Below are 12089 nucleotides of genomic sequence, written 5' to 3'. Positions count from 1 at the left end.
TGACGAGGGGTTTGGGGAGCTATAAGTCCTACGCCATAATCTCTGATTTGGCGTTGGGATGCCTTCACTCCCCAAGTCAATTGAGCGGGGTTCGATGCCCCCGAAATTGACGTTTACCATTTTGAGAAAAGAGTGGTAGAATCTAGTCATGATTCTCAACTACACCTACCGTATCAAACCCGACCAACAGCAAACCCAACTTCTCGATGAGTGGTTGGAAACGCTGCGGGTGTCCTATAACTATGGGTTACGGGAACTCAAGGATTGGATTGCTTCTCGCAAGTGTCCAATAGATCGGTGTAGCTTGGAATCTGAGTACATTATGAGTGGTTGGCATATTCAACTTCCCAAATTAGGGAAAGTCGAAATCAACCTGCATCGACCTATCCCTGACGGGTTTGTAGTCAAACAAGTGCGGATGGTCAAAAAGGCGATGGGATGGTTTGCAGTTATCTGTCTGTACTCAGATGTCGAGATTCCAGAACCTTCCCCTCATGGTCATGCCATTGGAGTTGATGTGGGACTGCTTTCCTACTTGGCAACCAGCGATGGCTACTCTGAGCCTGGACGCAAATTCTTCAAAACCGAACAAAGTCGGCTTAAAGTGCTACAACGTCGGTTAGCGAAGAAACAGAAGCGTTCCAAGAACTACGAGAAAGCTAGAAAAAAGGTAGAGTTGCAGCATAATCATATCGCTTTCAAGCGGAAGGATTATCAATATAAACTTGCCCATAAGCTTTGCGACATGGCGGATACTATCTTTGTCGAGGACATTGATTTCCGTATTATGGCGAAGGGTTTTTTGGGAAAGCATACAATACAATTGATGCAGGGTTTGGTCAGTTTCGCTCTATTGTCAAGTTTGTCGGTAAGAAGCGAGGAGTATTTGTTGGAGAAGTAGACCATAAAGGGACTTCTCAAACTTGCCCAAATTGCCGAATCACAGCGAGAAAAGAACTCTCTGATCGAGTCCATTGTTGCCCTGAATGCCACTATGAAGTGGACAGAGATATCGCTTCGGCTCAAGAACTGCTCAATCGTGGACTAGAAACGTATCCAGGGACTCTGGAAAAGCAAGAAATTGGCTCTCAAGTCGAGGTGTCGGGGGCGATGAGCCTAGATAAATGGCGTAGGGGAGCAATGCCTTATCGTGAGGTAAGGAAGCCTACACCGTAATCTTCGATTCGGTGTAGGAGGATGTCACAATCAGATCGCGGTAAAGCTAAAATTGAATCTATGACCGAAACTGTTAATTCTCTGTTCGAGAGTGGCTTAGAACGCTACAACGCGGGTGAGGGACCTGATTCCCTGATTCCTGTATTTAAACAACTGTGCGATCGCTTCCCGAAAAACGCCGCCGCTTGGAGTTGTCTGGCTTGGTTGTATTTGCTGGATGACCAAGCGGAACGGGCATATAAAGTAGCGCTTAAGGGGACGAAAATTGATGCCAATGCGCCCCAAGCGCGAGTCAACCTAGCGGTAGCGATGTTGGAAACCGGGCAAACTGGGGTGCGTAAACACATTGACACCGTTAAGCAGATGATGGCGACGGATTCTCAAGTTCGTCAGGATGTCTTTGAGAGTATTGAGGATGGACTGAGTAGGAAGCCTGACTGGGATAGTTTAAAGCGGGTTAAACAATGGTTATCTGAGGGGTGATACCTTGCAGATAAGGGAAGCTGGGGGAGCTGGGGGAGCTGGGGAAGCTGGGGGAGCTGGGGAAGCTGGGGGAGCTGGAGGAGCGATCGCTTATCGGTCAAATCGGAGGGAATTTTGTATCTCAAATGACCGTTTTTTCGTAATTTCCGAAGATGATTCGACAACTGAACCGATGTTTTAGGCTCAGCTTCTCGATACACTAGAGATTAGACGTCATTGAAGCAACCAATGACTTCAGACATAAGATCCATGACCCACGACCAATAACCCATGACCCAAACACTGTTAGTTGGTCTAAAGGCAGACCAGTTCCGTCATCCCCTTGATTTCCAAGCCACCCAAGCCTTGAAGCAGTTCCCTGGACTGGACTTGATGGTGCGAAATCTCCTCGGACCTGTGGCGGAACAATTCTTTTACCTGAATAATATTGCTGCTAGTGTTTTGGTGGGAGAAAATCAGCTACCACACCTGCATAATTTACTGCTAGACGCCTGCAAAACCCTGGACTTAGAACCCCCTCAACTATACGTGCAGCAGCATCCCGTGCCAAATGCTTATACCTTTGCCATGCGGGGTAAGCAGCCATTTATCGTCCTGCACACCGCTTTAATCGATATGCTGACCCCCGAAGAAATTCAGGCGGTGATTGCTCACGAATTGGGACATCTCAAGTGCGAGCATGGGGTTTATCTGACACCGCTCAACATTATGATTTTAGCGGCGTCTTTACTGCCAAATTGGGGCGCTGTAATTGCCCAAAGCCTTCAAGAACAGATGCTGGAGTGGTTAAGGTGTGCGGAATTTTCCTGCGATCGCGCGGCTCTGCTGGCAACTCAAAATCCCAGAGTGGTGATGTCGGTGCTGATGAAACTCGCTGGCGGTTCACCAACCCTAGCTCCCCAACTAAACCTCGACGCCTTTATCGCCCAAGCCAGAGCCTATGATGATATCAGTAACTCGGAATTGGGAGAACTGCTCAAATCCGCTCAAACTGCCCAGTTGAGCCACCCCGTCCCCGTGTTAAGGGCGCGGGAAATTGATAAATGGGCAAGTTCTCAAGCCTATCAGTCCTTGCTACAACCGACATCTATTGGTTATAATACAAAGGTTGCATCCAAGGGCGGATGGCGAAATTGGTAGACGCACCACACTCAAAATGTGGCGACCTCTGGTCGTGAGAGTTCGAGTCTCTCTCCGCCCATTCAGATTTAGAGGTGGTGATCATGACACAACGACTCAAGAGTTGGGAGTCTCCTCGCCGTCAAGGGCGAAATGACAAAGGTAAAGGCGGTTCCGCCAGATCCAGACAACTGAAGAAGCAACGGCAAATGTTGCGGAAGAAGTTGAGAGAAAGCGGAAAAGCCAAACAACAGAATCAGCAAGGGGGAAGAGAAAAAGACACTCTTCCCTCTTTTTTTGGGTTCGTAGTTGCGCTTTCATATCAAGTCCGGTTAATTAGGTAGGGTCTGCTGAGTAAGTGTTGTGGTGGGGAAAGGCAATAGGGAATAGGCAATAGGCAAAAGAAAACGGCTCTGTACTATAGGGCTTGCTGCACAAAGCCTCAGATGAATGTCTTTAACTTCTCTGCATTAACAGAACATTCCCTTGAGGAGACAACTGTCGCTGGTGCTGTTGGTAAGCTTGTAACCAGAGGACTCCTGAGACTAATAAAATTGAGAAAATAACAAGATTGAGAATCATTAACCCTAGGGGAAGTGGAGAGGTTTTGGGTATATCTGGATGAGGAAGGGGTTGTTTCTGAAAATGCGGCAAAATAAACGCTGCATTTGGCGGTCTACGATGGACAAATGGAGCCATAAAATAGTCAAGCCACTCGACTAATGGTTCAGAGATTTTGTGCGTATGTTTGCGCCACATTAATTCACCTGTTTTATGGTTGGTTTCTAGTTCTAAAGGATGTTTACCCGTCAGTAAATGGACGAAGGTACGTCCTAAGGCATAAAGATCCGATTGAGGAACCGCATTACCGTTGATTTGTTCAGGAGGTGTATAACCAGGTGAAAAAACTCCTTCTCCGGTTGCATCTTTTCCCATCAGTCGTTGAACAACTGTACCCGTCATTTGGCAAACTGTCCCAAAATCAATTAGCACCAGTTGACCATTGGGTCGCAGCATAATATTCGAGGGTTTAATATCCCGATGGAAATATTGTTGTTGGTGCAGCGTATCTAATATATCGAGTAACTGTTTTAGCCATTCAATGGCTTTGGCTTCGGAAATGGGTTGATTATGTTTGAGCCATGCTCGTAAATTTATCCCCTCCACTTTTTCCATCACTAAGCAATGTAAAGGTCTGGCACGGCGAGAGACAGAAACGGTAAAATAATTGTCTTCAGGTTGAACTTTAGGAATACCCGGATGGTTAAGTTTCTTTAAGATTTCGGATTCTTGTCTGAACAGGCGAACTAAGGTGGAATTGTTCCGGGTTAAAACTTTCAGTACTTTATGTTTTGTCCCTTTGATTGCCGCCTCTGCTGCCAAATCTTGGACTTCAAAGATTTTGGTGGGATTGGGTGCGTCTAGGGGTCGAAGGGGTTTCAGCAGCCGATATCGACTGTTGATGGTTAATGGGGTGTCACAGCCTTGGCAGTATTCCAGATACTCAGGGTTTTCCCGTTGGTCGCACTTGGGGTTGATACAGTAGCTCATCGGATTTCTAGGGGGGGTTGAGGTGGAATGGTACTGACTGGTATGCTGGTGGGCAGTGCCCACCCTACGGTATATCCAGGGTTTTGGCGATCCAAAAATGCAAATTTTCAGTGCCATCCGGTTTAGGTAACTTCTTTAAATTAACATCTACCCCTAGAAATAAATTACTGTTCCCTCCCTCACCACAATACTTATTCACCAACCTCTAATGATTGAGACTGTAGTGTAAATAAAGTGACCTCTGGAGAACAGTTGAGTCGAATGGGCAGATCACTAAAGCCAATCCCACGATTAACATACAGTTTATTACCTGAGGCACCATAGCCGTGACTCCAGCCATCGATATGTTCCCAGTTTTTAGCTAATGCTAACCAAGACCATTGGGGTGTGAAGGGTAGGCGAATTTGTCCACCATGAGTGTGTCCAGCAACTGCTACGGGTGCAGTATTGGCAGGTAACGCTGGAAATGATTTGGGATTGTGCATCATTACAATCCTGGGATTTGTGGATGGCACTTGCGCGATCGCCTCTTTGGGTCGATCGTTGTTTGCCAGATGGGAACCAATACCCACTAAATAAAAGGAGTCGGTATTTCCATCACTGAGATTTTCTTCAGATTGTCCCGGTGGAGATAATTTGACGGCTTGATTTTCCAGAACCTCTATACCAACGTCCTCCAACGCCGTCTCCAACCGCGCTGCTAAGTTCTTTTTGGGTGGAGTATCCAGGCTAATCATACCGTAGTCGTGATTACCCAATACGGCATAGGTGGGAATATTGGCTTCTGGTAAGGGACGGACTAAATCAACGATGTTAGCAATTTCTGGGTCTGTGCCTTTAAAGGCATGGTAAATAAAGTCACCGCTGATCAGGACGACACTGGGGCGTTCTTCAACCAGTTTGGCGACACTACGACGGACAGTGGGGGTATTATCTAGCCACATCCCGTATTGAAAATCGGAAATTAATCCAATTCGTTTGTCTTGCCAAGCCGCAGGAAGATTGGGAATGACGGCAACTTCTTCTTCTGTGTCGAGGATATAAGGCTCAATCAAGCCCCAAATTATAAGGAAACAGAATAGTCCGACTAAGCCTAAGAGAATATACTTGATTTTTTTCATGGTTGATTGTTGATTGTTGATTGTTCATGGTTTATTGATAATCTTCTCCCCCAACTCCCAGACACGCCATGGCGCATCTCTACAAGTTCCCTTTCCTGTTCCCTAATCAATGCAATATTACTTTGTCAATCGTCGTCTGGTCATCTAAGGGGGTAGCCCGATTGGTGGTTTGGCTGGAGCCGATCGCATCCCAAACCCAGCCGTCATTGTGAATCAGCGCTAATAGCAGCCGTCGGCGTTTGGTGACGTGTTTGGTGGCGTCCCAAAATTGGCGATCGCTCACTGTGGGAATCCCTTGTCGCCTGAGTCGTTCCAGGGATGGAAGCGGTGGGTTTTCCGAGGCGGGTTTTAAGTAAGCGGATTTGAGTGTTTTCAAATAAGCTGCACTTGCTCGGCGTGCTGCACCTAGCGCCGCCGGATCAGGTTGATGTGATGGTTTAATGCCATAGTCCAAGATGGTTAGCGCTTCATCAAGAGCCACTAAACTCAGCTTGATCGAGCGAGACCGTTCAATGCTGTGGAAATAATGAAGAATTGGGTAAGTTAGATGGCGTTCTCCCTGTTGGGCAAGCATTGGTGTCAAAGCAATTAAATGCTGGTCAAACTGCCCAAAATCTTTGCCATTCCAGGCTCTGACAAGAATTTCGTCAGCCGTACCACCGAGAGAGGAAATATAAACCGCCAGTTGGCGTTGCTCAGTCGCGGCTGAAACCACAGGTAAGAGATAGGCGATTGCCAAGGTAACTAAAAAGAACCCATTCACAGAAGCAATTGCTGTGGCAATTTGCCAAACTGAACCTTGAGGACTATAACTCCCCATCCCTAGGGTTGAGATAGTATAACCGACAAAATAAATTCTTTCTAACGTAGTGGCGGGCAATTTTTTTGTGACATAAGGGAAACTAAAACAGTCCATGCGATCGCAGATTACCTCACCACGAGGCAAAAAACCTGCATCTGAGGGAATAGGTAGGGGCTGAATAAGTGTTGTAGCAGGGAAAGCAGGGGGAGCTGGGGAAGCAAATCTAAGCCTAGAGAGAGGGGATTCCTGACTAGGGATATGTCTAAGCTGAGATAGGTAATGCTATCGGAATTGCAGTCATTGAGAGGTCAACGTAATGGTTCGGGAGTTTTAGGGAAGGGAAAACTATGGCAAATCAGAATTTCCGTGTAGTCGGCCACATTAGTCCAGTCACCTACGGCAAACTCAAGGAGTTTATGGAGGCTCAGGCGTTAACTGAAGCCGAAGCGATCGGTAAGATTTTATCAACCTATTTGGGAACAGCTCCTCTACCTAAACCCCCGAATAACTTGGATACAAGCGAAGGTGGCGACTCAACAGCCGAATCATCCCCACCAGTGTCTCCATCAGCGATTCCTAAAGACAAAAGCTTGACTCAGAACCAATTAGCCGAACGCCTGAAGTGCGATACGAAGAAGTTAACCGACATCCGAGGCTATCCTGTGGTTTTATCTGACTACACCAGAACTCGTGATCCACAGGGAATCGCGTGGGAGTATGAAGCTGAATTTGATCGCTATTTTCCTCTTGAACAATGAATCATCAGTAAGTAGGTAGGGAAAATAAAAGTTAACGGTTGAGATGAGGGAACAGGGAACAGGGAACAGGGAACAGGGAACAGGGAACAGGGAACAGGGAACAGTAAGAGTTTTATGCTTGTTAACATTTCTTAGTAATCTGTCATGCATTTAAATGCCGAACAGCTTACCAGCTAATTTTCCCGGATGCTGCGATCGCGGCAGCTTCCCCTGCTAGCATTATCGCAGTTGTTGCTCGGTTAATAATGTATTTACCCAAACCTGATCATCTGCTAATAATGGCGGTATGGGTTCTTGAGTATAATCGATGGCTAAATCATAACTGGCTTGATCGTACACATTATTCAACAATACCTGTAAGTCTACGAAGGGTTCGCGATCGCCCGACTTCAAGGGTAAGGGAAATGAGGGAATGGTATCTCGTAGATTAAAAGCATACAAATCAGCTTGAGGACGACGATCTCCTCGACTGACTAAAATTCGATAATGAGTTTGACTATTGCTATGATAAATTGGCAAAGATTTTCCTTTACGCAGTAAATCAATTTCCACTAAATGAGTTGAACTGCCAAAGATTTTATTGCGTTTAGTTTCATAGTCTTGGCGACCTTCTCCAGAAAGTTTATTAATTGGAGAGAGGATTTCAATGACGGTTACAACTTCACCTGTGGCGACTTCTCGTACTTCTAAATAACCTTGTTTAATTGTTTCAGGTACGGGAACTTGTACGGTCTGGGGTTGAGGTGGGGATGGGGCGACAGCAACATTGGTCATTGACTGTTCAGTTGTCGCCTGTGAACCTTTGACTGTTAAATCGGGAATACCAACCAGGAGTGATTGTTCGCCAATGGTGTCATACAGACGCACTTCAACCGCAACTCTGTATTTGGGACGTAGTTGAGGAGATAGGAACTTAGTCAGTTCACTAATTAGTAATAAATGTATTCCGGGCCAGATTTCTGGGTGTTCTAGGTAAGGGTTCATCCCAGGAAAAGGGTTTGGCATAAAAATCCTCCCTCGGCGTTCGATTCTCGTTGCTTAGATTTTATCGTCGTTTTGTCCTAGCGTTGGGAATTGGCGGAATTAGACAGGTTACTTAGATTTTATAGCAGTAGACACATCGATTAGGACTTTCGGCACCATTGTAGAGACGCGCCATGGCGCGTCTCTACTTGACTACGGCGATTCTCTTTTGCCTCTTTCCTCCTGTCCCCTGCCTTCTGCCTTCTGCCTTCTGCCTTCTGCCTTGAGGAAAGATGGGAAAGCGCACAGTGAATGTGGCACCCTGACCTGATCCGGGACTTTCTGCCCACACGGTACCGCCTTGTAGTTCCACTAGGTAACGCACGATCGCTAATCCCATCCCTATACCGCCGTGCGATCGCGTCAGTGAACCGTCTTCTTGACGGAAGCGATCAAAGACATAGGGGAGAAACTCAGCATGAATCCCAATCCCGGTATCACTTACCTGGATTTGCGCCTGATCCTCAATCTGTTCTAAGCGAACCTGAATCTGTCCTCCCTTGGGTGTGAATTTGACCGCATTGGAGAGTAAATTCCACATAATTTGCTGTAAGCGGCTGGCATCCCCTAATATGGGAGCAACTTCAGTATCTAACTGAATCTCGATTTGCAGTGCCTTTGCCTCAGCCGCCGCCCGCATAGAAGCCATCGCCCGTTCAATAATCGGCAGTAGTTCCACCGACGAGACATGCAGCGTCAATTCTCCGGTGATAATATCCGACATATCCAGGACATCTTCAATCAGTTGCGCCAAGGATTGAGTATTGCGAGAAATCGTCTCCAGCGCCCGCGCCATCTTCTCTTCATTCAAGCGGCGCATGGGTAGAAGCTTGGCTAAACCCAGGATTGAATTCAGGGGTGTGCGGAGTTCGTGGGAAAGGGTTGCCAGAAACTCATCTTTTAGGCGGTTGGCTTGGGCTAATTCCTGAGATTGTCGCTTTAAAACTGCCTCAGATTGTTTGCGATCGCTAATATCTAGAATAAACGCTACCGCTTCATCCAGGGCTTCACCCCTTCAGGGCGTAGAGTTTAGGGCAGAAGGCAGAAGGGAAGGAGAAAAGGTAAGATTACAAAAACGGATTTGGCAGCAACGCGCGATCGCTCATCAGCGAATCTGACCCTTAAACTAAAGATAGAAGTATACCATCCTTCCCGATGACTCTTGCCAAGGATTCAGCACCAACAGATCAAATTACTTCCCTTAACAACACAGAGGATATTATTATTCCTCCATGCGATTTGTTGAGTGATGAACCTCCCTTGGAAAGTGACCTACATCGAGATCAAATAGAACTCCTGCTGGCTTGCCTCAAGTGGTGGTGGCGAGAACGCACTGACTTCTATGCCACTGGTAATCTTACAATCTACTCTCTGCCTTAAAATTGAATATATTGTCATACCTTAATTGTACTAGATAAATCCATGGCAACCAATATTGAAATTGACGAAAAGCTTATTGAATAAGCACTTTCATTGTGCGAACATTCAACAGCAGATCGGTTGATTGAAGCAGCTTTGCGAGAATACATTCAACGTCGCAAACAACTGAAAGTTTTGGAGTTATTTGGAACGATAGACTATGAATAAGATTATGATTACAAGCAACAAAGACAAACAAGATGAACGTTATTGTTGACAAGGGAGGGTTCATAGGGGGAGAAGGTAGGAAGGGTGACGAGAGATGCATCGGTGATCAGGTAGATTGTACGATCGAAGCAAGTGATGGCATCGAGAAAGGTTGGTTTCGCTGAGTTAAGGAAAGCAGGAGTTGGGTGAGGTTGAGGATTGAAGTGTGACTATGCCATAGTTAATGTAAAGAATAGGTCAGTATGATGAGGCTATGATAAATTATGACTTTTAATGATGTCGTTGAGGCGATCCAGAATCTTTCCACAGATGAAAAGCTGGAAATTCAACTGTTGTTGAAGCAATACATCCGTGAAGAACGCCGTGGCGAGATATATAGGAACTTCAAGTCAGCGCAGGTTGAACAGCAAAAAGGGGAACTAAAGTTTTCTGCCAATATTAACGAACTAAGACAACTGATAGAGGAATAATTGTGGAAGTCAGTTTCAGCTCTTCGTTTAAACGTGCATTCAAAAAACGCATTAAGGGTAATCCAGATTTAGAAACAAGGTTTTGGCAAAAATTAGAACAGTTTACGGTAGATCCATTCGAGCCAAGTTTGAAAACACACAAACTATCAGGCAAGCTTAAAGATTTATGGAGTTTCAGTGTAGATTACGATGAGAGGGTATTGTTCTACTTTACAGAAGATGGAAAGGCTGTTTGTGTAGATATTGGCAGCCATGATGAAGTGTATTAATGCACTAACAGTATACATAAGCTGGATTTATTCATCTAGAATCCAGAATCCAGAATAACCAAATTTATTGAGTATATCTTGACAGGAAAGAAACTCGGAGTCGCATGATTAAAGAATCGGTTTAGATGTCATTCCCTCAAGCCAATTATACTAAATCCAGGTTTCCCACCCTAGCTATAAGTCAGTCCGCGTAGGCGGACTTTGTTTGTGTAGCAGCGATTTCAATCGCCGTGGCTTCAATCCTCTAACGGAGTCATTAATTGCAGCGTCACTTCCCGAACAGCAGGTGGTAAAATAAATCGACCCTCCGACTTCTCCACCAGCGATCGCTGACTCAGAGAACCCAGCGCCCGAATCACTTCTTGGGGCGATGTGTCGCTAAAATGCTGTTGCAATGCTTTAAACGAAATCGCCTCTTTTTGGTGAGCCAGATAAACCAATACTCTTTCTTCTAATTCCGATAAGCGGTCTAAAACTTCCTCAATAAAATCACTAATATCATGAGTGAACAACGTCGTTGATAAAAAATCCGTCACGTCACCATCAAACACTTCCTTAATCGTCGTCGCCACCAGCTTGAGCATAAACGGATTACCGCGATACCCTTGAATTAACGGATGCCATTTTTTCTCGCCAGACAATCCTTTTTCTTTTAAAATTAATCGAGCCGCGTCTCCTAACCCTTCTAACTTAAAGGAACGAACAGGTGATGTCTCACCTTCTAATAACGAAATTTCATTCAGTTTTTCCTGAGACGTAATTAATACACAGCTTTGGTGCGGTTCTTCTCCTAAACGACGGAAAAAATCACCATATTCTTCATAGCCTTCTCGGTAAATCCCGGCTAACTTTCCACTCTGCAAAATCGACTCCACACCATCCAAAATGACCAAACAACGATGCTGTCGAAAATAGTCAATCAACCAAGAAATGCGCTGATCAGGGGTTTTAGGGATTACCGTTTCCGGTTGCGGGGACAAGTCTGGAATTAAAGCGGCGAGAAGATCAGACACAGAAGGGGCTTGACGTAGCGATCGCCACAGGACAACCTCAAAGTTATCCTGTAACTGTTTCGCCAACTTCACCGATAACGCCGTTTTCCCAATACCACTCATCCCCAACAGCGCCACTAAGCGACAGTGTTCCTGAATAATCCACCGTTCCAGGGTTTTCAGTTCATCGCCACGCCCGTAGAATACAGAAACATCGGGTGCTTCACCCCAATCCCGGCGATTTTGTGGCTGGGGTGAGGTAGGGGGACTCTCTGAAACAGGGGGACGGTTTGGGGTATCCTTTTGCTGCTGGAGATACTCTTGATAGCGGTTAACCAGGATTTGTTGCAATTTGGTCAGCTTAACCGGACCTCTACCCGGAATCTTAAACTTTTGGTAGACTTCGCTAAGTCGCTTACGCACAGCATCCCCACTAATCTGAAGGTGAGACGCGATCGCAGCCGTTCCATGACCCTCCATCGCCAGGGACAACACCTCTAGTTCCGATTTGGATAAATTGCGTTCAGTCGCAATGGTTTTGAGAAAATCCTGAGAAATCACCGTTCGATGCTCACACTTATAACCTATTTCATCCTTCAGGTTAACTCATATTCATGAGGAGAAATAGATTTTGCTCACATCAGTCATTTGAGTACGCACCAACTGGGGTAGTGGCGTGACCCAGCTAAAATTGTGGGATAGGTTGGCTTCGTAGTGAGGGCTTCAGCCCTCTTCAGC

At 45.9% G+C, this 12089-nt stretch carries 13 protein-coding genes, 1 tRNA gene and 3 pseudogenes; 11 read left to right on the top strand and 6 right to left on the bottom strand.

The features are described from left to right. Window positions 1-148 precede the first annotated feature (148 nt). From MC7420_RS07410 to MC7420_RS07395, 6 genes and pseudogenes are all read left to right on the top strand, one after another. Window positions 149-1176 (top strand): annotated as a pseudogene (locus tag MC7420_RS07410) (RNA-guided endonuclease InsQ/TnpB family protein). Between the two features lie 60 nt (window positions 1177-1236). Next, on the top strand, window positions 1237-1659 hold the full coding sequence (locus MC7420_RS07405) for a tetratricopeptide repeat protein (protein WP_044205725.1): 423 nt from the start codon (window positions 1237-1239) through the stop codon (window positions 1657-1659). A gap of 4 nt (window positions 1660-1663) precedes the next feature. Further along, a complete protein-coding gene (locus tag MC7420_RS39340; protein ID WP_006099503.1) occupies window positions 1664-1840 on the top strand; it encodes a hypothetical protein in 177 nt (58 codons plus the stop codon). An 89-nt stretch (window positions 1841-1929) separates the two neighbouring features. Next, the gene (locus MC7420_RS36635) at window positions 1930-2799 is read left to right on the top strand and encodes a M48 family metallopeptidase (protein WP_006099461.1); all 870 of its coding nucleotides are present in this window, start codon (window positions 1930-1932) and stop codon (window positions 2797-2799) included. Continuing rightward, window positions 2778-2860 (top strand) — tRNA-Leu (locus tag MC7420_RS07400). Before MC7420_RS36635 ends, MC7420_RS07400 begins: the two co-directional genes overlap by 22 nt. A gap of 22 nt (window positions 2861-2882) precedes the next feature. Continuing rightward, entirely contained in the window at window positions 2883-3122 is a 240-nt protein-coding gene (locus MC7420_RS07395) for a hypothetical protein (protein ID WP_006099192.1), read from the top strand. A 112-nt stretch (window positions 3123-3234) separates the two neighbouring features. On the opposite strand, the gene MC7420_RS07390 is transcribed toward MC7420_RS07395, so the two are convergent. The 3 genes from MC7420_RS07390 to MC7420_RS07380 all read right to left on the bottom strand — a co-directional run bounded on the left by MC7420_RS07390 (window position 3235) and on the right by MC7420_RS07380 (window position 6396). Beyond that, window positions 3235-4329 (bottom strand): serine/threonine protein kinase, encoded by a 1095-nt coding sequence (locus tag MC7420_RS07390; RefSeq protein WP_006099473.1) that lies wholly within the window; start codon window positions 4327-4329, stop codon window positions 3235-3237. Between the two features lie 191 nt (window positions 4330-4520). Continuing rightward, the gene (locus tag MC7420_RS07385) at window positions 4521-5450 is read right to left on the bottom strand and encodes a metallophosphoesterase (RefSeq protein ID WP_006099200.1); all 930 of its coding nucleotides are present in this window, start codon (window positions 5448-5450) and stop codon (window positions 4521-4523) included. 106 nt (window positions 5451-5556) lie between these two features. Beyond that, entirely contained in the window at window positions 5557-6396 is an 840-nt protein-coding gene (locus MC7420_RS07380) for a potassium channel family protein (protein ID WP_006099482.1), read from the bottom strand. 203 nt (window positions 6397-6599) lie between these two features. Between MC7420_RS07380 and MC7420_RS07375 the strand changes: the two genes are divergently transcribed. Beyond that, a complete protein-coding gene (locus MC7420_RS07375; protein ID WP_044205571.1) occupies window positions 6600-7010 on the top strand; it encodes a hypothetical protein in 411 nt (136 codons plus the stop codon). 219 nt (window positions 7011-7229) lie between these two features. On the opposite strand, the gene MC7420_RS07370 is transcribed toward MC7420_RS07375, so the two are convergent. Together MC7420_RS07370 and MC7420_RS07365 are read right to left on the bottom strand one after the other, a co-directional pair. Beyond that, window positions 7230-8015, bottom strand: coding sequence for a DUF4058 family protein (locus MC7420_RS07370; protein WP_006099359.1), 786 nt, complete (start codon window positions 8013-8015; stop codon window positions 7230-7232). Window positions 8016-8178: 163 nt separating this feature from the next. Next, a complete protein-coding gene (locus MC7420_RS07365) occupies window positions 8179-8922 on the bottom strand; it encodes a sensor histidine kinase (RefSeq protein WP_269546256.1) in 744 nt (247 codons plus the stop codon). A 266-nt stretch (window positions 8923-9188) separates the two neighbouring features. Between MC7420_RS07365 and MC7420_RS07360 the strand changes: the two are divergent. The 4 genes and pseudogenes from MC7420_RS07360 to MC7420_RS07345 all read left to right on the top strand — a co-directional run. Then, window positions 9189-9410: pseudogene (locus MC7420_RS07360) on the top strand (Uma2 family endonuclease); the annotation flags it as partial. Between the two features lie 45 nt (window positions 9411-9455). Then, a pseudogene (locus MC7420_RS43765) lies at window positions 9456-9620 on the top strand (type II toxin-antitoxin system VapB family antitoxin). 263 nt (window positions 9621-9883) lie between these two features. Next, window positions 9884-10090 carry a hypothetical protein gene (locus MC7420_RS07350; protein ID WP_006099324.1) on the top strand — a complete coding sequence of 69 codons (207 nt, stop codon included), beginning with the start codon at window positions 9884-9886 and terminating at the stop codon, window positions 10088-10090. A 2-nt stretch (window positions 10091-10092) separates the two neighbouring features. Beyond that, the gene (locus tag MC7420_RS07345) at window positions 10093-10359 is read left to right on the top strand and encodes a type II toxin-antitoxin system RelE/ParE family toxin (RefSeq protein ID WP_006099389.1); all 267 of its coding nucleotides are present in this window, start codon (window positions 10093-10095) and stop codon (window positions 10357-10359) included. Between the two features lie 236 nt (window positions 10360-10595). Here MC7420_RS07345 and MC7420_RS07340 read toward each other — a convergent pair whose 3' ends face one another. Continuing rightward, window positions 10596-11912 (bottom strand): helix-turn-helix transcriptional regulator, encoded by a 1317-nt coding sequence (locus tag MC7420_RS07340; protein ID WP_006099529.1) that lies wholly within the window; start codon window positions 11910-11912, stop codon window positions 10596-10598. Window positions 11913-12089: the final 177 nt, after the last annotated feature.

It is taken from the genome of Coleofasciculus chthonoplastes PCC 7420 (assembly GCF_000155555.1).
Taxonomy (GTDB): domain Bacteria; phylum Cyanobacteriota; class Cyanobacteriia; order Cyanobacteriales; family Coleofasciculaceae; genus Coleofasciculus; species Coleofasciculus chthonoplastes_A.
Note: the sequence above shows the minus strand (reverse complement) of the source record. Positions and strands in the feature narration are given on the sequence as shown.

Bases quoted from the DNA above. Each gene is read 5' to 3' on its own strand.
- MC7420_RS07405 (WP_044205725.1), top strand. From the start codon at position 1,237: ATGACCGAAACTGTTAATTCTCTGTTCGAGAGTGGCTTAGAACGCTAC.
- MC7420_RS36635 (WP_006099461.1), top strand. From the start codon at position 1,930: ATGACCCAAACACTGTTAGTTGGTCTAAAGGCAGACCAGTTCCGTCAT.
- MC7420_RS07395 (WP_006099192.1), top strand. From the start codon at position 2,883: ATGACACAACGACTCAAGAGTTGGGAGTCTCCTCGCCGTCAAGGGCGA.
- MC7420_RS07390 (WP_006099473.1), bottom strand. From the start codon at position 4,329: ATGAGCTACTGTATCAACCCCAAGTGCGACCAACGGGAAAACCCTGAG.
- MC7420_RS07385 (WP_006099200.1), bottom strand. From the start codon at position 5,450: ATGAAAAAAATCAAGTATATTCTCTTAGGCTTAGTCGGACTATTCTGT.
- MC7420_RS07375 (WP_044205571.1), top strand. From the start codon at position 6,600: ATGGCAAATCAGAATTTCCGTGTAGTCGGCCACATTAGTCCAGTCACC.
- MC7420_RS07370 (WP_006099359.1), bottom strand. From the start codon at position 8,015: ATGCCAAACCCTTTTCCTGGGATGAACCCTTACCTAGAACACCCAGAA.
- MC7420_RS07350 (WP_006099324.1), top strand. From the start codon at position 9,884: ATGACTTTTAATGATGTCGTTGAGGCGATCCAGAATCTTTCCACAGAT.